The sequence below is a fragment of the Sphaerisporangium melleum genome (genome assembly GCF_014646695.1).
GTDB classification, from domain to species: domain Bacteria; phylum Actinomycetota; class Actinomycetes; order Streptosporangiales; family Streptosporangiaceae; genus Sphaerisporangium; species Sphaerisporangium melleum.
This window is the reverse complement of sequence record NZ_BMNT01000054.1, coordinates 1-19671: the sequence shown is the minus strand read 5'-3', so window position 1 is coordinate 19671 and position 19671 is coordinate 1. Positions and strand designations below refer to the sequence as shown.

The following is a 19671-nucleotide window of genomic DNA, read 5'->3' as shown; positions in this document are numbered from 1 at the left end:
GGGGTTTCCGCATCGGGTTCGTCCTGGTTTGGGACCGCGGAGCGGGTGTCCGGGCAGGCTCGGGTCGTGTCAGGCGGGACTGCGGACTCGCCCTCAAGCGCCGGATCCGGCAGGTGGCGGTTTGCATTCCTTCGCACTCCGGTCACGATCTTCCGTGTGGGTGGTCACGCCGGTTTTGCGTTCGAGCGCGCTCGAAGGCGTAGCGTCCCCGCCATGACGGCACAGACCTGGATCATCACCGGCGCGTCCCGCGGGTTCGGACGCGCACTGGCGGAGTCGGCGCTCGCGGCGGGCGACCGCGTGGTGGCGGCGGTGCGCCGGCCCGAGAGTGCGGCCGATCTGGAGGCCAAGTACCCGGACAACTGCCTGATCGCGAAGTTCGACGCCCGGGACATCGCCGCGGCTGCGGACCTCGTGCGCGACACCCTCGACCGCTTCGATCGGCTCGATGTGCTGGTCAACAACGCGGGCCGGGCCGTGGTCGGAGCGGTCGAGGAGGTCGGCGACGCGCAGTTGCGCGAGTTGATGGATCTGCACCTGTTCGGCCCCGCCGCGCTCGTCCGGGCGGCGCTGCCCACGATGCGTGAGCGGGGCACCGGGACGATCGTGCAGATGAGCAGCCAGGGTGGGCGGACATCGTTCCCCGGCGTGTCGGCGTACTCCGCGTCGAAGTTCGCCCTCGAAGGCTGGTCGGAGGCCCTGGCCGGGGAGGTCGCGCCGTTCGGGATCCGGGTGATGCTCGTCGAGCCCAGCCGGTTCAGGACCGGCTTCAACGGGGGCGACGTGCTCGAGTTCGTCGAGCCGTCCGCGACCTACCGTGACCTGCTCGCCAACATCCGTGCGGACATGGCCGGGACCGATGGCCGCCAGGAAGGCGACCCGGCGCGGGCGGCCGAGATCATCGTGTCCCTCGCGCACGGCGACGAGGTGCCGCTGCGGCTGCCGCTCGGACGCGAGGCGGTCGAGCGTATCTCGCGTGCCTACCGGCGCGGCCTGGACGAGGTCGAGCGGTGGGCCGAGATCGCCCGGAGCGCCGACTTCGAGGGTGTTCCTGCGTCGGTACGACCTATCTAGGCTCGTGGTCATGGCCACCGACGATCTGATGACCAGAGCGCTCGAAGCGCTCGGGGACGACGGTCCGCTGTCGGTTGAGGCGATCCACCGCCTCGCCGACCTGGCCGATCTGCCGGAGACGATGACGATAGCCGAGGTTGCCGACCTCCTCGACATCTCGCCCCACACGCTGCGCTATTACGAGCGGGCCGGGCTGGTCGAGGTGGCCCGCGGCGGTAATGGTCATCGTGTCTACGACGCCAAAGCGGTTCGGCGCCTGGTGTTCCTCACCCGGATGCGGCTGTCCGGTATGCCGATGCGCGACCTGCGGCACTACGTCTCGCTCGTCGATGCCGGAGGGCACACGGTGCATGAGCGGCTCGATGTGCTGGTCGGACATCGCGACGCCGTCCGCCGCCGGATTCGTGAGCTGACCCTTTCCCTCGTGGCGATCGAATACAAGATCGCCACGTACGGGGGCTCGACCGGGTCGGACGTTCAGGAGTTCGGCACCACCACCGGTACCGACCGCACGGCACTGCCGGACGAGTCGCTGCGACGGGCACTCCCGGCAGAGTGAGGGACGCCGGTTACCGTCGCCTGCCGGCCGGTTGGGCGGGGGGTGTGGGCTGACGGGCGCGGTGGCGGCGGACGGCATCCCGGTTGGCACACCGCTGGGAGCAGTAGCGCTGCCGTGCGGTGCGCGAGGTGTCCGCGAAGATCGTCTCGCAACCGGCGGCGGCACACCGTCCGAGCCGGTCCATGCCCCGGCTGACGAGGTGCATCGCCGTGCCCACGGAGATCAGCGCGAACAGCACCGAGCCGAGCGGCTGCAGGTCGTCGCGATAGTGCAGGTGCCAGCCATGAGCGTGGTCGGTCAGCCGGGGGTAGGCGGCAGACCTGGCCAGCATCTCGTTGACCAACTCGGCCTTCGCGCGCTCCCCAGGGGCGTCGATGACCTTCGTCCAGAGGCCGATGACGGCGATGGTCTGGTCGAGATCGGACGGTTCGACGGGGCGTTCCAGTACCAGACCGGCCGTGCGGCAGCGGTCGGCGAGTTCATCGGCACTCGCCGGTGGGTGGTTCGCCAGTTCTGCGGCGAAGTTCACCACATCCGCGCCGTAAGGGTTGAGATGCACAAGCTCATTACATCAGCCTGGACGTCATGCCGCGAACAGCAACAGAGCACGACATTCCAGAACTCGTCCGTCTCCGGGCGCTGCTCTTCGACGACCTCGGCGACTTCTTCAACCCGGCGAACGCCGGTGACGACTGGCGCGCCGTACTCGCTCAGGTTTTTCGGCGGAAGCTGACCGAACCCGACTGCCGGATCCTGGTCGTGGACGGCGACGCCGGCCTGGCCGCCTGCGGCATCGGCACGATCGAGCAGTGGTTCCCCGGCCCCCACTCACGCAACGGGAGGATCGGCCACGTCATCGGCGTGGTCACCGACCCGTCGTACCGGCGGCGCGGGCACAGCCGGGCGATCATGCTCGGCCTGCTCGATTGGTTCCGTGACCGCGACGCCGTACGGGTCGACCTCACCACCTCCCACGAGGCGGAACCGCTCTACCGGCGACTAGGCTTCTCCGACCACCCCGATCCCCTGTTGTGCTGGAAGCCGTGAAGACCTCGCGGTACCGCTGGGTCATTCTGGGTGTCGCGACCTTCACCCAGGCCGCGGCCGCGTTCTTCGTGCAGGGCATCGGCGCGATGAGCATCCACCTGCGACGAGACCTGGAGCTGACCACCACCCAACTGGGCCTGCTGCTGTCGGCGGCCCAGCTCCTTCCTCTGGCCGGGCTACTCGTGGCGGGACGACTGCTGGACCGCCACGACGAACGCTGGATCGTCGGGATCGGCGCCCTTGTGGTCGCCATCGCGCTCGCCGCCGGCAGCGTCGCCCCGGGGTATGTCTCCTTGCTCGTCGTTCTGCTGATCGTCGGTGCGGGGTACAGCACCATTCAGCCGGGCGGCAGCAAATCGGTGGCGGCCTGGTTCGACGCCTCGCAGCGCGGCCTGGCCATGGGTGTCCGCCAGGCGGGGCTCCCGCTCGGGGGCGTCCTCGCCGCCTCCGCGCTTCCCGCACTGGCGACGGCCTTCGGCTGGCGATCGACGCTCGTGGCCGGCGCGCTCGCCGCACTGTCGGGCGCCATCGCCTTCATGGCCTTCTACCGCCGCCCACCGGACCGGCGCCCAACGCCGGCCACGTCCCGCGTGCGACTGGAACTGCTCCGCGAACCATACATGAAGAAGATCATCCTGTCCGGTGTGAGCATGGTGTCGGTGCACAGCGGCGTGGGCGTCCTCACCGTGCTGTACCTGCACGAGGTGACGGCCATGGACGCCACCTCGGCGGTCTCGGTGTACGTCGCGGTCCAGTGCGCGGGCGCGCTGGGCCGCGTCTGCCTGGCGGCCTGGAGCGACCGCCACAGCTCCGGTCGCTACGCCGGTGTCCTGATCTGCCTGGCCGCCGTGACCATCGGGATGACGCTGCTGACGACCCCGGTGAGCCGGTCCCCCGTCGCGGCCTGCCTGCTCTTCATCTGGCTCGGCTTCTTCGGAATCGGCTGGTACGGCCCCTGGGTCGCCTACGCCGCCGAATCGGCACCGCCGGATCACACGGGATTCGCCCTCGGTCTGGCCATGGCCGTCAACCAGGTGGCGGTCATCCTGGCGCCACCCGCGCTCGGCCTGCTCACAGACCTGTCCGGCGGTTTCGTGCCCGCCTGGGCCCTGCTCGCCGCGCTGACCGCTGTCACCCTGACGGCGACGGCCCGGCTGTGACCGGCTCGGGAAGCGGCCGGACCGCACCAGGGAATGCCGCCGGCGAGCCGGTCCCGATCACCGTGCAGCCCAGGACAGTGACCGTCGGCGTCCGCTCCTCCGCCACGCCGTGCGGAAGGACGCAGGGTCGCCCCCGGTCCTCGGTCGCACCACGCCGGCACATCTGGTCATCCTGCCGCCCGGCCTCACCGACTACCGGGCCGCTTGCCCTTTCTCTTGCGGGCGGACGGCACGGCGCGGCGACCGGAGGTCTGTGCGGGTTTCGGGGCCTGCCGCTGTGCCGGCTTCTTCGGAGCGGGGGCGGTGGCGGTGCGGCCCCGCGAGCTGTTCACCGTCCGCCCGCGGACGATGCCGATGAAATCCTCCACCAGGTCGGTGGTCGCGTCCGCCGGCCAGGTCAGCGCGACCTGAGACTGCGGCGCGTCCGCGACCGGCCGGTACGTGAGATCTCTGCGGTGGTGGAGGCGTGCCAGCGACTGCGGAACCAGGAGAACGCCGGTGCCGGCGGCTACCAGCTCGACCGCCTCAGCCGTCGTGGCGGGCCGGGTGAACGCGGGCAGCCCGGGCCGGGCCGTCCATGCGAGGGTGTCGTCCAGCGGGTGGAGCACCTCCTGGTCGGCGAGGTCGGCGATGGTCACCTCGTCGGCGGCGGTCAGCTCGTGGTCCTTGGGCACCACGACCACCGTGGTCTCCACGTACAGCGGAATCACACTGAGCCCGTCCCGGTCGATCGGAAGCCTGGCGAAGCCGGCGTCCGCGCCGCCGTTCCGCAGGAGCCCGACCACCTCGGCGGCGGGCACCGTGACCAGGGTGATCGGCACACCGGGCATCCGCTCGGTCCAGATGTTGACCCATTTCGCGGGTGTCACGCCGGGCACGTACGCCAGCCGGAACACCTCGCCGTTCTCGCTCTCGGTCACTTCCTCAGCGTAGCGATGTCGGGCGAACCGTTCCGACTGGCTACCCTTGGCGCTATGACCTCGCCCAAATCGAAAACCACCCAGACGATGAAGCCCGCGACCGCGGCCAAGAAGCTGGGTGTCCTCCTCTCGGCCACTCCCGCCGAGTTCCAGGCGGGTGTCATCTCCAGAGACGAGCTGAACGAGTTGCAGGCGACGCCACCCGCCTGGCTCGCCGACCTGCGTCGCAACGGCCCGCACCCCAAGCAGGTCATCGCCGCGAAGCTCAGGGTCTCCACGTCCGGCCTGATGCGCGCCGGGATCACCGGACCGCTCACCACCGCGGAGATCGAGGCGCTGAAAGCGGAGAACCCGGAGTGGCTGGAGCGCGAGCGCACCATCGCCGCCGAGGCCCGCAAAGAAGCACTCCGTCTCAAGGAGCGCCAGACGGCTGAGACCCCGGACGCCGCTCCAGGTCGCCGCCCCTCTCGCTGAGCGACTGCTCGCGCGACCGCAGGGTGGGACGCGTGCGGGGGCCCAGCACCCGCGGCGGGGCGCGATGTCGTCCTTCCGCGCTCTTGGCATGGTCAAGTGAGGGCGGCCTCGTGCACCAGGATCGCCGCCTGCACTCTGTTGGCCAAGCCCAGCTTGGCGAGCAGCCGGCTGACATGTGCCTTCACCGTCGCCTCCGACAGTTGGAGCTCCCGCCCGATCTCGGCGTTCGACAAGCCTCGGGCCAGCGCCTTGATGACGTCCTCCTCTCTGGCGGTGAGCGAGGCGAGCCGGTTGCGTGCGGATTCGGCGCGTGAGGGGGTCTTGTCGACGAACGAGGTGATCAGCCGCTTGGTGACGGTGGGCGACAGCATGGCCTGACCCGCCGCGACCGTGCGTACGGCCGTGGCCAGCTCCCGGGGTGGGGTGTCCTTGAGCAGGAACCCGACCGCGCCGAGCCGTAGCGCCTCGTGGACGTACTCGTCCAGGTCGAAAGTGGTGAGCATGATCAGCTTGGGGGCGTCGGGCCCGGCGAGAACGCGGGCCGCCGCGGTCAGGCCGTCGGTGCCCGGCATGCGTACGTCCATCAGCACGACCTGGGGTCTCAGCCTGGCGACGGCGGTGACGGCCTCGTCGCCGTCGCGGGCCTCGCCGATGACCGCCATGTCGCCCGCAGCCTCGAGGATCATCCGCAGCCCGGACCTGACCAGTGCCTCGTCGTCGACGATCAGTACGCGGATCATGCCGCCGGGATCCTGGCCAGGACCTGAAAGCCGCCCTCGGCCAGCGGACCGGCCGCGAGCGTGCCTCCGGCCAGTTCGACGCGTTCCCGCAGGCCGACCAGTCCCCAGCCGGAGCCGGGGAGGGCGTCCGGTCGGACGGGACACCTGTTGCGGACGATGACCTCCAATTCGGCGGGCAGGTAGCGGACGAAAACGTCGGTCTCGGCGTCGCCCGCGTGCTTGTGGACATTGGTCAGCGCCTCCTGGACCACCCGGTAGGCGGTACGCTCCGCCGAGTGATCGATCGGGCGAACCCCGCCCTCGTCGTGACGGTTGACCACGATGCCCAGGGTGCGAGACTGCTCGAGGAGCCGGTCGAGATCGGACAGCGTTGGCTGTGGGACCCGCGCGGACCCCTGCGACCGCAGCACGCCGAGCACCTCCCGAAGATCGCCCAGCGCCTGCCTGCCCACCGCCCCGATCAGCGTGGCGGCCTCGGCCGTACGCTCATCCGGGGCGCTGACCTCCAAAGCGCCCGCGTGCAGGACCATCAGCGACACCCGATGCGCGACCACGTCGTGCATCTCCCGTGCGATGCGGGTGCGTTCCTGGCCGCGCGCCTGGTCCGCCCGCAGCACCTGTTCGCGCCGCAACTGATCGACCTGTGCGCGCATCGCCTCGATCACCTGCCGCCTGGCACGCACCCACAGCCCGCCGACCACGGGGAGCCCGAGCAGCGCGCAGGCGATGAGCAGCATGTTCGCGGGGGTCCCGGCGACCATGGCCCGGTAAGAATCGCTCAACCGGGAGACCAGGCCGCCGAGTGCGATGACCACGACGGCGCCGCCGGTGTAGAGCCACAGGTGGCGACGCCGCAGTCGCGTGCCGGCGTAGTAGGAGGCCGCGGCGGCGGCGGGCCACATCAGCAGCCATGGGTAGGCGAGGGCGGCGGTCGCGGCGAGCGGCCACGGCGAGCGCCTGGCGAAGAACGCGGCGACCCCCGAAGCGGCGGCGACCACCACCGGCACAGGGGCGGGCTGCGTCGTCTCGACCCCTATCGAACCGGATGCCGAGGCCATGGAGAGCAGGAACACCGCCGCGCCCAGCGCCCAGGGCGTGATCCGCTCGACGACGCCTGAATCGCCGTACGTCATGCCCCGAGGCTATCGGGCGATCGATCGGGCGACCCCCTACGAAAGTCGCGGGGGCCGAGTGACTTTCGCCGGGGACGGTACGGCGGGGCCGTCCCCCATGGTGAGGTGCATGAAGAAACTGATCATCGTGAGCGTGCTCACCGTCTCCGCGCTTGCCGGGGCCGGCCCGGCGCAGGCCGAGGCGCTCGTCCCCACTCCTGCCCTGCCCGCGCCGACCGGCGACCACGCCGTCGGCCGATCGACCGTGCACCTGATCGACTCCAGCCGCCCCGATCCGTGGGTCGCCGACCGCAAGGCACGGGAGCTGATGGTCTCGATCTGGTACCCGGCGCGGAAGGCCGTGGGCAGGCCGGCACCGTACGTCACGCCTCAGGAGTCGAAGCTGATCCTCGACAGCGTGCCGCAGCTCAGGGACCTTCCGCCGGACACACTGGCGAAGACGAGGACGTACGCTCGCGTCGACGCGCCCGCGCTGCAGCGGAAAGGCGGGTGGCCGCTGGTGGTCCTGTCGCCCGGCATGACGATGCCGCGCGCGACGATGACCTCGCTGGCCGAAGAGTTCGCCAGCAGGGGCTACCTGGTGGCGGGCATCGAGCACACCTACGAGTCGGTGGCCACCACCTTCCCCGACGGCAGGACCGTCACGTTCGAGGCGGGCAAGGGCGGCCAGACCCCGGAGCTGGGCGCGAAGGTCGCCCAGGTCAGGGCCGCGGACACGGAGTTCGTTCTGGACCGACTGGCCGGGAGCAGGCACTGGAACCGGCTGATCGACGAGGCGAAGGTCGCGATGGTCGGACATTCGGTCGGCGGTCAGAGCGCGGCGCAACTGCTGCCGCTGAGCCGGCGGATCAGGGCCGCGGTCAATCTGGACGGCACCTACATGCCGAAGATCCCGGCGAAGCCGGTCCGCAAGCCCTTCATGATGATCGGCAACCCAAGGCAGGCGCCGGCCACCGGCGGCGAGCCGCGCTCCTGGGACCTGTTCTGGCCGCACGTGACCGGCGACTGGAAGCGCTGGCTCACGGTGACCGGTGCCGAGCACCTGAGCTTCATCGACTACGCGGTGCTCCAGCCCCAGCTCGGGATGCCGGCGTACCCGCTCGACGGCGACCGCTCCTTGCAGATCACTCGCACGTACGTCACCGCCTTCCTCGACCTGCACCTGAAGGGGAGGCGTCAGCCGCTGCTGGACCGGCCGTCCGCCGACTATCCCGAGGTCGGATTCTGGTGACCGGCCGGCCGCACCTCGCCGGGACCCGTTCGACGTCCTGAAGAGTGCCCCCCGGCTGATCAGTCGCCGACGGCGCGGCGGGAGCGGTCCGCGTACTGGTCGAAGGGCTCGGCGCGGCGGCGGAACTCGATGATCTCGGCCTCGGCCTGCTGGGCGGCGAGTTCGAGGGCCTGACGCCGCTCACGCGCGCGACGACGCTGCTCCGCCTGCGCCTCGGCGGCCGCGAGGCGGCGCTCGCGGTCGACGGCGGTCGCGACGCGCAGGATGACCAGGTAGGCGGGCAGCAGGACCGCCGAAGGCGCCACGCTCCACCACGGGGCCACGCCGACGGCGGCCGTGACCACCGAGGCGATGTGCAGCAGCAGGCTGAACAGCAGCCACCGGCGGCGGCGGGCCAGGACGCGCGCCCGGCCGCGCCGTACCGCCGCGCCGGGGACAGCGGTCTCGTCCGGCTCGCTGGCCGGCTTCTCGTACTCGTCTGGGGCGTCACCGGTCGAGGTGGCGGCCTGCGGGGTCGTCTCGTCCACGGCCGCCGGGGTGGCAAGAGAGCGCGCCGTGCCAGGGCCGGCGAGGGAGCGGCGGGCCGAGTCGGGCGCGGAGGCGGCACCGGCGCCCGAGGTGGTCCTGGAGTCGGACGGGACATCGGGGATCGGAGGCGTGGCCCCGATGGGCTGGGCGCCATCGGACGCGTCGAGGCCGGCGGACGGGTCGTGCGGGTGGGCGGAGCCGGCCCTGGACGGCCCGATCTCCATGGTGATCTCGTCATCCGCCGGGTCGGCGCCCGGCGCCCCGCCGGAGACCTCGGGCACCGGGACGTCGGCCAAGGTGTCCCCGTCGAACTCCTCGCCGCCCGCGTACAGGTCGGCGTCCAGGGTGTGGCGGTCGCGGCGCAGCCACATCGGGACCAGGACGCACAGCCACATGAGCACGATGCCGAGGTAGAGGAAGGCGCCGCTCACTCCTGCACCCCCTGGCGTCGGGTAATGGGCTCACGCCGGCATGAACGAGGCGTCAGGTGGGCAGCATGAACACAGCAGGTGGCTTGGGCCGTCGCAAATGTGTTCACGTCACGCACGGTAGGACCGCGTGTCACTGATTGACGAGCATTCGGTGCGGTGTGTCGCGAGATCGTCAACCTGTTTATCCCTAAGACTGGGTCAAGGCTCGGAATCCCGGGCTACGGCGACCCGTCATGGGCGGTTTTCTCCCGGGTCTGCCGCCACTGGGCAAGCAGCCCGCGGGGGACGTCCTCGACCGTGAGCGCGTAACAGATGTGGTCGCGCCAGGCGCCGTCGATGTGCAGCTGACGGCGGCGGATGCCTTCCTCGCGGAAGCCGAGCTTCTCGACGACCCGCCGGCTGGCGTGGTTCTCCGGCCGGATGTTGGCCTCCAGGCGGTGCAGGCCCACGGTGAAGAAGCAGTGGTCGACCGCCATCGCGAGCGCCGTCGGGATGATGCCCCGTCCAGCGAGCTTGCCGCTCACCCAGTAGCCGACCTGCGCCGACCGCGCCGACCCCCAGACGATGGCCCCCACGGTCAGCTGCCCGACGAACGCGCCCTGGTAGGTCACGACCCAGGGCAGTGCCAGCCCTTGCCGCGCCTCGCGCCGCAGCGTGCCGACCATCGAGATGTACGGGCCGAGGCCGGTGCGGAACAGCGGGGTCTCGGGGTTGCTCGGCTCCCAGGGACGCAGCCAGTCGGCGTTGCGCAGTCGCGTCTCGCGCCAGACCCCGACGTCGCGCAGACGCAGCGGCCGGAGCCCCACAGGTCCCTCGGTCAGGGTCACCGGCCAGCCGCGAAGTCGATCCACAGCACAATCATCCCCTGTCGGCCCCTGAATCCGCCATCGCGGCCACCGGCCCTGTTCCGCCTGGCGGGGAACCGGTGCCGGCCGGCCGCGTGAACAGCACGAACGGCCGAGAGAGCCGGACAGGTCCTTTCGAAATCACGGATTGCATTCATGGGCAAGCCGTCACGAAGGTCAGCCGCGCGGGTGGTCGCCGCCGTTCATCTGGTCGACGGCGTGCCTGAGGATGGGCGCGAGGATCGCCATGCCGTCGCGCACGCCGCCCGACGAGCCCGGCAGGTTCACGATCAGCGTGGTCCCCGCCTGTCCGGCCAGCCCGCGGGACAGGATCGAGGTCGGCACCCTCTCGCGGTCGGCCTGCCGGACGGCCTCGGCGATGCCGGGGATCTCGCGCTCGATGACCCGCCGCGTCATCTCGGGGGTGAGGTCCTGCGGGGTCAGCCCGGTGCCGCCGGTGGTGACGATCACGTCGTATCCGGCGCGCACTCCCTCGCGCAGCGCCGCCTCGACCGGCTCGCCGTCCGGGACGACGCGCGGGCCGTCCACCTGCTCGCAGCCCGCCTCGGCGAGCAACTCGGCCAGCAGGCGTCCCGACTTGTCGGGATATACGCCGGCGGCCGCCCGGTTGGACGCCGTCACCACCAGCGCCCTCACGGCCGGGTCCAGACGCCGGTCTTGCCGCCGGTCTTCTCCTCCACCCGCACATCGGTGATCACCGCCGCCGGGTCCACCGCCTTGATCATGTCGATCATCGCGAGCCCGGCCACCGAGACGGCGGTGAGCGCCTCCATCTCGACCCCGGTACGGTCCGCGGTCTTCACCGTGGCGGTGATCTCGACCCCGGCGTCGACCACGACGACCTCCACTTTCACGCCGTGCAGTGCGATCGGATGGCACAGCGGGATCAGGTCGGGCGTGCGCTTGGCGCCCTGGATGCCCGCGATGCGCGCCACTCCGACGGCGTCGCCCTTCGGCACCTCGCCGGACCGCAGGATGCGCACGGCCTCCGGCGACAGCAGCACCCGGCCGGTGGCGCGCGCCGTGCGGACGCTGACGTCCTTGGCGGACACGTCCACCATGCGGGCCGCGCCGGACTCGTCGATATGCGTCAGCTCACTCATCGCGCATCGCCTCCACGATCGTCGTTCACAGCGGGGCCGGCGCCATGTCCCGCCCCATCCACGTTCGGATGTCCGCAGCTCACAGCGGGATCACCTCCACCGGCGCGCCTTCGGGCAGCTCGGTGACGTCCTCGGGCACCATGATCAGGGCGTTCGCCCCGGCGAGCGCGGCGAGCTGGTGCGAGCCCTGCCCGTGTACGGGCGACACCGTAGGGCCCGCCGGACCGCCGCCGGGGGCCGCCGGGGTCAGCACACCGCGCAGGAAGGACCGCCGGCCGGCCGGCGAGCGCAGCGCCGAGCCGCAGATCGCGGTGACCATGGCGGGCGGACCGGCGGGCAGCCCGCGCATCCTCGCCAGCGCCGGTTTCACGTACAGCACGAACGAGACGTACGCCGACACCGGGTTGCCGGGCAGAGTGAAGATCGGCACGCGGCGCTCGCCGAGCACGCCGAAGCCCTGCGGCATGCCCGGCTGCATGGCCACCTTCTCGAACCGGACGGTGCCCAGCGCCGACAGCGCCTCCTTGACCGGCTCGTACGCGCCCATGGAGATGCCGCCGCTGGTGATGACGGCGTCCGCCTCGCCGAGCAGGGCATCCAGGGTCGCGGAGAAGGCGCCGGGGTCGTCCCCGACGGCGCCGCGCCGGAACGCCTCCCCGCCCGCCTGCCGTACGGCCGCGACGAGGGTGTAGCTGTTGGACTCCCAGATCTGGCCGTGCCCGAGCGGCGTCCCCGGCTCGACCAGCTCGGTGCCGGTGGACAGGACCACCACGCGGGGCCGCGGGTGGGCGAGCACGGCACGCCGGCCCACCCCGGCGAGGATGCCGAGCTGCGCCGGGCCGATGACCGTGCCGGCGGTGAGCACCACGTCGCCCGCCCGTACATCCTCTCCGGATCTGCGGATCGCGTTGCCGGCCTGGGGCGGCCGGCGGATCGCGACCTTCACCGTGCCGCCGTCGGTCCACTCGACCGGGACCACGGCGTCGGCGCCCTCGGGCACCGGCGCCCCGGTCATGATGCGGGTGACCGAGCCGGGCTCGACGACCCGGTGGGAGGTGTCCCCCGCGGCCACGTCGACGGTCACCGGCAGCACCACGGGCGCGTCCTCGCTCGCTCCCGCGACGTCCCCCGCCCGTACGGCGTAGCCGTCCATCGCGGAGTTGTCGAACGGGGGCAGCGCGACGGGCGACGCGACGTCCTCGGCCAGCACCGAGCCGAGGGCGTCCTCCAGGTCCAGCCGCACGGGATCGAGCGGGCGGACCACGCGGAGGATGTCGGCCAGATGTGCGTCAACCGTCTTCATCGCATCCATCCCTCACCTGTCGCCTCGATGCTCGGTGAATCCGGGCCCGGGTCCCGGCATGGCCGGGCCCGGGTCCGCGTCTAGCTGCCGACGTGCCCGTGCGTTACTCGGAGATCCCGTCCAGGAACTCGCGGAGCCAGGAGGTGAACTCCGGCCCCAGATCGGGACGCTCGGCGGCGAACTGGACGACCGTCCGCAGGTAGTCGAGCTTGTTGCCGGTGTCGTACCGGCGCCCGCGGAACAGCACTCCGTGGACCGGGCCGCCTTCGTCGGTGGAACGCCCGGCCAGTTCCAGCAGGGCGTCGGTGAGCTGGATCTCGCCGCCGCGTCCCGGCTCGGTGTTCTCCAGCACCTCGAACACGGCGGGGTCGATCACGTACCGTCCGATGACCGCCCAGTTGGACGGCGCCTCGTCGGCGGGCGGCTTCTCGACCAGGCCGGTGACCCGGACGACGTCGTCCTCGGAGGTCGGCGCGATCTCGGCGCAGCCGTACAGGGAGACCTGCTCCTTGGGGACCTCCATGAGCGCGACGACGCTGCCGCCGTAGGTGTTGCGTACCTCGATCATGCGCTTGAGCAGGTGGTCGCGCGGGTCGATCAGGTCGTCGCCGAGCAGACAGGCGAAGGGATGCCCTCCGACGTGCTGCTTCGCGCACAGGACGGCGTGCCCGAGGCCCTTGGGCTCACCCTGGCGTACGTAGTGCAGCGCGGCGATCTCCACCGGCTCGAGCACCTGCGACAGGCGCTCGTCGTCGCCCTTGGCGGCGAGGACCTCTTCCAGTTCGTACGCTCTGTCGAAGTGGTCCTCGATGGAACGCTTGTTCCGGCCGGTGACCAGGAGGACGTCGAGGAGCCCGACGGAGACGGCCTCCTCGACGACATACTGGATGGCCGGCTTGTCGACGATCGGGAGCATCTCTTTGGGAGTCGCCTTGGTCGCCGGGAGGAATCGAGTGCCCAGACCGGCGGCGGGGATGACAACTTTCGTCACTGGATCGAAGTCAGCCATGAATGCACCTTAATGGAGGGCCGTGTGGACAAAGCGGAGCTGCGCCGGAAGATCGTCGCCGCGCGAGAAGAGCTCACCGATCCGCGCGGCCCGGCGACTGCGATCAGGGAAACGCTACTCGACCGGCCTTGGGTGCAGATGGCTGGGTTGGTGGCGTGTTATTGGTCCATGGGCACCGAGCCCGCGACGCAGGGCTTGATCTTCGCGTTGTGGAAACACGGCGCGACCGTCATGCTGCCGGTGCTGCGGCCTGACAACGACCTTGACTGGGCGGTCTACGACGGCCCCGATTCGGTGGCTCCGGGGCCACGCGGGCTGATGGAGCCGGTGGACGTCCGGCGCGGTGTCGACGCGATCCGCACGGCGGCGCTGGTCATCGTGCCCGCGCTGGCCGTGGACAGGTCCACCGGCGTCCGGCTCGGGCGGGGCGGCGGCTCCTACGACCGGGCGCTGGCGCGGGTCGGGCCGAACGTGCCGACGGTGGCGCTGCTGCACGAGGGCGAGCTGATCGACGGGGTTCCCGCCGAGCCGCACGACGTGCCGGTCTCGATGGCCGCTCTCCCCTCCGGCATCGTCACCTTCGGGACGACCGTGCGAGCCGGCGGCGGATCGGAGCCGGTGTGACGGGCGCCCGCGGCGACCGGCCGTACGGAGTTTCCCGCGAGGCCGGGTTCAGGGGAGGATGCGCAGGTCGTTCAGCCCGCCGTTCTGGTCGAAGTACTCCTCCAGCGCGTCGTCGCGTACCGCCTGGAACAGGCTCCGGCCGGCCTTCCTGTCCAGGCGGACGACGCTGGCACCCTTGACCATGGCGCTGCCGAGCGTCGGCACCGTGGCCGAGTCGACGGTGTCCGGACGGATGTCGCGCAGCTCCAGCGCCAGGTCGCGCAGGGTGCCGAGCGACACACCGCTGTCGACGCTGACGGCGCGGGTGAGCGCCTCCAGGAAGTCGTTCAGCTTGAGCGGGTCGGTCAGCAGCTCCCGGCTGATGATCTTCTTGCCGAGCGCGCCCACGAACGCCTGCTGCCGCTTGATCCGGTCGAAGTCGCCACCCGGCAGGTTGTACCTCTGCCGGACGAACAGCAGCGCCTTCTCCCCTTCCAGGTGGACCATGCCCTGCGGCCAGGTGACCTTGTTGGCCGGGTCGTACACCTCGCGCGCGACGTAGACGTCGACACCGCCGATGACTCGCGTCATCGCGACGAACCCCTTGAAGTCCAGCGCCGCGAAATGGTCGATGCGGACCTTCGTGAGGTCTTCCACGGTTTTGATCAGCAGCTTCGGCCCGCCGAAGGCGTACGCCGCGTTGATCTTGTTGTTGCCGCGGCCGGGAATGCGGACATATGAGTCGCGAGGGATGCCGATGAGGGTGAGACGTGCCCGGTCGGCCGGAACGTGAACGATCATGATGGTGTCGGCCCGCTGGCTCCCCGACTCGCCCGGACGCTTGTCCGAACCGATGAGCAGCCAGTTCTGCGCGTCCCCCACCGACCTGGCCGGACGTCCCGCCTCCTCGGGGAACGCTCCAGGGATACGCTCGATATTGCCATTGAGCGTGATCTGACGCTCCATCACCACCGCGAACCCCGTGGCGACCACCATGGTGACGAGCAGCACGGCCACGATCAACAGCCGGCGTAACAGCCGCCGCTTCCTCGGCGGCCGGGGCGCCTCCGACGTCCGTACCCCACCGAGCAGACCGTCCGGCTCGGCGGACCCGGACATCTCAGGCGACTCGGCGCCCCCGGGCACCCGGGCCGGTTCGAGCGGCCCCGACCGGGCGGCCTCCTCGCCGTCGACGAGATCGTCCTTCCTCGCGTTCGCCAGAACCGGGGAAGTGTCGTCGGCCAATTTCGTCACCTGAAACCTGTTGTGCAGCACCATCTGTGTCGGGTGTGACGGTAGCTCATAGCTGTTGCCCTTGGTAGTGGCCTATCCGAATACGACAGAATGGGACGGAAAATCGCGGAAGGGGGGCCGGTGGATCTCGATCTCTGGTTGCTCCTTGCCTCGGTCGTCGTGATCGCCGCCATCGCATCGGTACGCATCGCGCACCGCACCGGGCTCCCCAGCCTGCTGATCTACCTCGGGCTCGGGCTGCTGCTCGGCGAGGCCGGGTTCGGGCTCCAGTTCGAGAACGCCGCGGTCGCCCAGCAGATCGGCCTCGCGGCCCTCGCGGTGATCCTCGCCGAGGGTGGCCTGACCACCAACTGGGGGCACGTACGCCGGGCCGTCCCGTCCGCGATCGTGCTGGCCACCATCGGCGTCGCCGTGAGCATCGTCGTACTGGCCGCCACCGTGCACTGGCTGCTCGCCATGGACTGGCGTACGGCCCTGCTGCTCGGCGCCGTGCTCGCCTCCACCGACGCCGCCGCGGTCTTCTCCGTCCTGCGCCGCCTGCCCCTCCCGGAACGGCTCTCCGGCATCCTGGAGGCCGAGTCCGGGTTCAACGACGCGCCGACGGTCATCGTCGTGGTCATGCTGAGCAGCGTCACCACGCCCCTGCCGAGTGTCGGGCACGTGGTGCTGGACGCCGGGTTCGAACTCGCCGTGGGCAGCGCGGTCGGCCTCGCCGTCGGCCCGCTCGGCGGCTACGCCCTGCGCCGGGTCGCGCTGCCGGCCTCCGGCCTGTACCCGATCGCCGTGCTCGCCCTCGCCTTCGTCGCCTACAGCGGCGCGACGCTGCTGCACGGCAGCGGCTTCCTCGCCGTCTACCTCGCCACGCTGGTGCTCGGCAACATGCGACTGCCGCACCGGGTGCCCACCAGAGCCTTCTCCGAGGGGGCGGCGTGGCTGGCACAGATCGGCCTGTTCGTCATGCTCGGCGTGCTCGCCAGCCCGTTCGAACTGCCCCGCATGGTGATCCCCGGCCTGATCGTCGGACTGGTCCTGCTGCTGCTCGCCCGCCCGATGTCGGTGGTGGTCTCCGCCCTGATCGTCCGCCTGTCCGGGTTCGACCGGCTCTCCTGGCGCGAACAGGCCTTCCTGTCCTGGGCCGGTCTGCGCGGCGCGGTGCCCATCGTGCTGGCCACCATCCCCTGGGCGACCGGGCTCGTCGGGGCGAAGGGCGTCTTCAACGAGGTCTTCGTCATCGTGATCGTCTTCACCATGGTGCAGGGGCCGACGCTGCCGTTCCTGGCCCGCGTGCTCAAGGTGAGCGCACCGGCGGAGGCGCGCGACCTCGGCGTCGAGGCGGCGCCGCTGGAGGAGCTCAACGCCGACCTGCTGCAGGTCCACATCCCGCCGGGTTCCCTGCTGAACGGCGTCGAGATCTTCGAGCTCCGCCTGCCGGTCGACGCCGCCGTGACCATGGTCGTACGGGAAGGGCGCTCGTTCGTGCCCGAACCCACCACGCAGCTACGCATCGACGACCAGTTGCTCGTGGTCACCACGGCCGCGTGCAGACAGGTCGTCGAACGCCGCCTGCGCGCCGTCAACCGGCGCGGCAAGCTTGCCGGCTGGTACGGCGAACGCGGCGAATGACCTTCTCCCCGGCAAGCCTTCGGCCACGCCGTCGTCGGGGATGGCGTTGGCGACCGAGCACTGAACACCGCGTTCGGCCCAACCGGCCATGATCGCCTCGGAGACCCCACCGGCCGGCATGAACCTCGCCGTACCGGGAGCTCACCGGCCGGTACGGCAGCACGGCGAGTGCCCTTCGTCTCGAATACCTTCCCCAGCGAACACGAGCACCGCGTTCGGTGATCGTGACCGCCCGGCCGGCACGAAACCTGTGCCGAAAGCTCGCCGCCTGGTACGGCGACGTGGCATCTCGGGCACCTTCCCCGGCAGGCACGAGCACCGCCTTCGCACCGGCAACCATGATCGCGGCCGCCCGGCCAGGACGAAACCCCGCCATGCCGGAAGCTCGCCGGCCGGTACAGCGACGTGGCATCGCGGGTACCTCCTCCGGCAGGCACGAGCACCGCCTTCAACCCGGCAACCATGATCGTGGCCGCCCGGCCAGGACGAAACCCCGCCATGCCGGAAGCTCGCCGGCCGGTACAGCGACGTGGCATCGCGGGTACCTCCTCCGGCAGGCACGAGCACCGCCTTCGCACCGGCAACCACGATCGTGGCCGCCCGGCCAGGACGAAACCCCGCCGTGCTGGAGCTCGCCGGCCGGTACGGCAGCGTGTCATCTCGGGTACCTTCCCTGGCAGGCCCGGGCGCCGCGCGTGCTACGGCAGCGGCCGCCATCGGCCAGGATGAGCCGGGCCGTCTCGGCTCGGCACCCCTGCGGGACGATCGGGGCGCCCCCACTGAGCCGCCGATCACAGGGATTAGAAGTCCTTCGGGTGGCGTTTAGCCTAATCGGCTGCGTACCATTAGCAGTCGCAACGGTAGAGTGCCAATCGGCGACGAGCCGGACTGAGCCATATCGAGGAGGAGCGCGTGCCCACCTACCAGTACGCCTGTACCGCTTGCGGTGAAGGGCTCGAGGTCGTCCAGCGTTTCACCGATGACCCGCTGACCACCTGCCCGAACTGCCAGGGTCAGCTGCGCAAGGTGTTCTCGGCCGTCGGCATCGTGTTCAAGGGCTCGGGCTTCTACCGGACGGACAACCGCTCCTCCGGTTCCTCGACGACCTCCACGACCACGAGCACTTCGACCGGCTCCAGCGGTTCGTCGACTTCCACCAGCGGGTCGTCCGACTCGGGGTCCAGCACCCCGGCGAAGAAGGAGACCACCTCGACGAGCACCCCGGCCAGCTCCGCCGCCTGACGCCTCCAGGGTTGTACGGCCGGTGACAGCCGTACAACCCCTTCCGTAAGCCGTATCCCAGGCCTGCTGTCCGCGTCACCGGCCCGGCTCGGCGTGCACAGCGACACTGCCCGGCCGGAATTTGTGCTCACCCCGCACACCGCCCCCGCACAGGCCGTCCCCGGCCGCGTCGAGGCCATGGCCGCCCGCTCGTTGTTCGTCCGCCGTCCGTCCATCGCCACCACGGCCGCGCGTCGCGACCGGCCCCTGGCCGCTCGCCGTCCACAGACAACACCACACCAAACCGCCCCAACGGGCGACGATCACCCCGCTTACCCGCCACCGCTGAGCGGCGTTGTCCACAGAGTCCCGCCGCCCCTGACCACCCGAACCCCAGGACGCTAATCTCTGGCGCATGGTCATGACAGCGGACATAGGGGTCATCGGCGGCTCGGGGTTCTACTCGCTCCTCGACGACGCCGAGGAGGTCGAGGTCACCACCCCGTACGGACCTCCCAGCGACACCATCACGATCGGGCGCATCGGCGAGCGCACGGTGGCCTTCGTGCCCCGGCACGGCCGCGATCACCGGTTCCCTCCTCATCGCATCCCCTATCGGGCGAACCTCTGGGCGCTGCGTGCCCTCGGCGTGCGCCAGGTCCTCGCCCCGAGCGCCGTCGGCTCCCTTCGCGCCGAGTACGGCCCGGGCACCCTGGTGTTCCCCGACCAGTTGGTCGACCGCACCTCCGGGCGGGCGCAGACCTACTACGACGAGGGCGGCGCGGTCCATGTGCCCTTCGCCGACCCCTACTGCCCGGTCGGCCGGGCCCTCGCCTACTCCAAGGCCACCGCCGACGGCTGGAACGCCGTGGACGGCGGCACCCTGGTCATCATCGAGGGCCCGCGCTTCTCCACCCGGGCGGAGTCCCGCTGGTTCACCGCCAACGGATGGTCCATCGTCGGCATGACCGGCCACCCCGAGGCGGTCCTCGCCCGCGAGCTGGCGCTGTGCTACACCCCGCTGGCCCTGGTCACCGACCACGACGCCGGTGTCGACGCGGGCGAGGGCGTCACCCAGGACGAGGTGTTCGCCTTCTTCGCCGCCAACAGCGAGCGCATGCGCTCCCTGGTCGGCGCAGTGGCCGCCGAGCTCCCACTCGACCGCGCCTGCCCCTGCGGGGACGCCCTGAACGGCATCAAACTCCCCTTCGATCTTCCCTAGCGCACTGACCACATACGTTCACCGAGCTCGGCTCCGCACCCCGGCCATGTGCCAAATGTGATCGGCGCCGGACGGGCGGGTCGCGGTACAGCGATCCCGGCACCGACCACGCCATCCGACCCGGTCAACATCCGCGGACAGCCCACCATCGCGAAGCCCACCCGCACCCC

21 protein-coding genes and 1 pseudogene are annotated in these 19671 nt (G+C 70.9%); 10 read left to right on the top strand and 12 right to left on the bottom strand.

The window, feature by feature from the left end:
• Positions 1 to 213: 213 nt before the first annotated feature.
• Together IEY93_RS33570 and IEY93_RS33565 are read left to right on the top strand one after the other, a co-directional pair.
• The gene (locus IEY93_RS33570) at positions 214 to 1074 is read left to right on the top strand and encodes an SDR family NAD(P)-dependent oxidoreductase (RefSeq protein WP_189167204.1); all 861 of its coding nucleotides are present in this window, start codon (positions 214 to 216) and stop codon (positions 1072 to 1074) included.
• 10 nt (positions 1075 to 1084) lie between these two features.
• Positions 1085 to 1633, top strand: coding sequence for a MerR family transcriptional regulator (locus IEY93_RS33565; RefSeq protein WP_189167203.1), 549 nt, complete (start codon positions 1085 to 1087; stop codon positions 1631 to 1633).
• Positions 1634 to 1643: 10 nt separating this feature from the next.
• On the opposite strand, the gene IEY93_RS33560 is transcribed toward IEY93_RS33565, so the two are convergent.
• On the bottom strand, positions 1644 to 2192 hold the full coding sequence (locus IEY93_RS33560) for a CGNR zinc finger domain-containing protein (protein WP_189167202.1): 549 nt from the start codon (positions 2190 to 2192) through the stop codon (positions 1644 to 1646).
• A 26-nt stretch (positions 2193 to 2218) separates the two neighbouring features.
• Between IEY93_RS33560 and IEY93_RS33555 the strand changes: the two genes are divergently transcribed.
• Complete coding sequence (locus tag IEY93_RS33555) at positions 2219 to 2680, top strand: GNAT family N-acetyltransferase (protein ID WP_189167201.1); 462 nt, start codon at positions 2219 to 2221, stop codon at positions 2678 to 2680.
• Positions 2677 to 3840 carry an MFS transporter gene (locus IEY93_RS33550; protein ID WP_229691693.1) on the top strand — a complete coding sequence of 388 codons (1164 nt, stop codon included), beginning with the start codon at positions 2677 to 2679 and terminating at the stop codon, positions 3838 to 3840. Before IEY93_RS33555 ends, IEY93_RS33550 begins: the two co-directional genes overlap by 4 nt.
• 185 nt (positions 3841 to 4025) lie before the next feature.
• Here the strand turns inward: IEY93_RS33550 and IEY93_RS33545 are convergent, their stop codons facing one another.
• The gene (locus IEY93_RS33545; RefSeq protein ID WP_229691692.1) at positions 4026 to 4760 is read right to left on the bottom strand and encodes a LysR family substrate-binding domain-containing protein; all 735 of its coding nucleotides are present in this window, start codon (positions 4758 to 4760) and stop codon (positions 4026 to 4028) included.
• Between the two features lie 54 nt (positions 4761 to 4814).
• Between IEY93_RS33545 and IEY93_RS33540 the strand changes: the two genes are divergently transcribed.
• Positions 4815 to 5234 carry a DUF5997 family protein gene (locus IEY93_RS33540; protein ID WP_189167200.1) on the top strand — a complete coding sequence of 140 codons (420 nt, stop codon included), beginning with the start codon at positions 4815 to 4817 and terminating at the stop codon, positions 5232 to 5234.
• A gap of 92 nt (positions 5235 to 5326) precedes the next feature.
• Here IEY93_RS33540 and IEY93_RS33535 read toward each other — a convergent pair whose 3' ends face one another.
• On the bottom strand, positions 5327 to 5974 hold the full coding sequence (locus IEY93_RS33535) for a response regulator (protein WP_189167199.1): 648 nt from the start codon (positions 5972 to 5974) through the stop codon (positions 5327 to 5329).
• Positions 5971 to 7107, bottom strand: a complete 1137-nt coding sequence (locus tag IEY93_RS33530) for a sensor histidine kinase (protein WP_189167198.1) — start codon at positions 7105 to 7107, stop codon at positions 5971 to 5973. Before IEY93_RS33530 ends, IEY93_RS33535 begins: the two co-directional genes overlap by 4 nt.
• Positions 7108 to 7216: 109 nt before the next feature.
• Between IEY93_RS33530 and IEY93_RS33525 the strand changes: the two genes are divergently transcribed.
• Positions 7217 to 8338, top strand: coding sequence for an alpha/beta hydrolase family protein (locus tag IEY93_RS33525; RefSeq protein WP_189167197.1), 1122 nt, complete (start codon positions 7217 to 7219; stop codon positions 8336 to 8338).
• Between the two features lie 59 nt (positions 8339 to 8397).
• Here IEY93_RS33525 and IEY93_RS33520 read toward each other — a convergent pair whose 3' ends face one another.
• The 6 genes from IEY93_RS33520 to galU all read right to left on the bottom strand — a co-directional run bounded on the left by IEY93_RS33520 (position 8398) and on the right by galU (position 13578).
• Positions 8398 to 9297 (bottom strand): SepX/GlpR family protein, encoded by a 900-nt coding sequence (locus IEY93_RS33520; protein ID WP_189167196.1) that lies wholly within the window; start codon positions 9295 to 9297, stop codon positions 8398 to 8400.
• Between the two features lie 218 nt (positions 9298 to 9515).
• Positions 9516 to 10148 (bottom strand): GNAT family N-acetyltransferase, encoded by a 633-nt coding sequence (locus IEY93_RS33515; protein ID WP_189167195.1) that lies wholly within the window; start codon positions 10146 to 10148, stop codon positions 9516 to 9518.
• A 171-nt stretch (positions 10149 to 10319) separates the two neighbouring features.
• Positions 10320 to 10799, bottom strand: a complete 480-nt coding sequence (locus tag IEY93_RS33510) for a MogA/MoaB family molybdenum cofactor biosynthesis protein (protein ID WP_189167194.1) — start codon at positions 10797 to 10799, stop codon at positions 10320 to 10322.
• The gene (moaC, locus tag IEY93_RS33505) at positions 10796 to 11266 is read right to left on the bottom strand and encodes a cyclic pyranopterin monophosphate synthase MoaC (protein ID WP_189167193.1); all 471 of its coding nucleotides are present in this window, start codon (positions 11264 to 11266) and stop codon (positions 10796 to 10798) included. The genes IEY93_RS33510 and moaC overlap by 4 nt, the downstream gene beginning before the upstream one ends.
• 79 nt (positions 11267 to 11345) lie before the next feature.
• On the bottom strand, positions 11346 to 12569 hold the full coding sequence (gene glp, locus IEY93_RS33500) for a molybdotransferase-like divisome protein Glp (protein ID WP_189167192.1): 1224 nt from the start codon (positions 12567 to 12569) through the stop codon (positions 11346 to 11348).
• 103 nt (positions 12570 to 12672) lie between these two features.
• Positions 12673 to 13578 carry a UTP--glucose-1-phosphate uridylyltransferase GalU gene (gene galU / locus IEY93_RS33495; protein WP_189167191.1) on the bottom strand — a complete coding sequence of 302 codons (906 nt, stop codon included), beginning with the start codon at positions 13576 to 13578 and terminating at the stop codon, positions 12673 to 12675.
• A 24-nt stretch (positions 13579 to 13602) separates the two neighbouring features.
• Between galU and IEY93_RS33490 the strand changes: the two genes are divergently transcribed.
• Positions 13603 to 14202 carry a 5-formyltetrahydrofolate cyclo-ligase gene (locus IEY93_RS33490; protein ID WP_229691691.1) on the top strand — a complete coding sequence of 200 codons (600 nt, stop codon included), beginning with the start codon at positions 13603 to 13605 and terminating at the stop codon, positions 14200 to 14202.
• A gap of 48 nt (positions 14203 to 14250) precedes the next feature.
• Here the strand turns inward: IEY93_RS33490 and IEY93_RS33485 are convergent, their stop codons facing one another.
• Positions 14251 to 15426, bottom strand: a complete 1176-nt coding sequence (locus IEY93_RS33485; protein WP_189167189.1) for an LCP family protein — start codon at positions 15424 to 15426, stop codon at positions 14251 to 14253.
• Positions 15427 to 15555: 129 nt separating this feature from the next.
• Here IEY93_RS33485 and IEY93_RS33480 point away from each other — a divergent pair, with 129 nt between their 5' ends.
• Both IEY93_RS33480 and IEY93_RS38875 read left to right on the top strand, forming a co-directional pair.
• The gene (locus tag IEY93_RS33480; protein ID WP_203968463.1) at positions 15556 to 17058 is read left to right on the top strand and encodes a potassium/proton antiporter; all 1503 of its coding nucleotides are present in this window, start codon (positions 15556 to 15558) and stop codon (positions 17056 to 17058) included.
• Between the two features lie 912 nt (positions 17059 to 17970).
• Positions 17971 to 18111: pseudogene (locus IEY93_RS38875) on the top strand (FmdB family zinc ribbon protein); the annotation flags it as partial.
• Between the two features lie 14 nt (positions 18112 to 18125).
• Here the strand turns inward: IEY93_RS38875 and IEY93_RS38870 are convergent.
• On the bottom strand, positions 18126 to 18278 hold the full coding sequence (locus IEY93_RS38870; RefSeq protein ID WP_229691696.1) for a hypothetical protein: 153 nt from the start codon (positions 18276 to 18278) through the stop codon (positions 18126 to 18128).
• Positions 18279 to 18694: 416 nt separating this feature from the next.
• Here IEY93_RS38870 and IEY93_RS33470 point away from each other — a divergent pair, with 416 nt between their 5' ends.
• Positions 18695 to 19501 (top strand): S-methyl-5'-thioadenosine phosphorylase, encoded by an 807-nt coding sequence (locus IEY93_RS33470; RefSeq protein WP_189167186.1) that lies wholly within the window; start codon positions 18695 to 18697, stop codon positions 19499 to 19501.
• Positions 19502 to 19671: the final 170 nt, after the last annotated feature.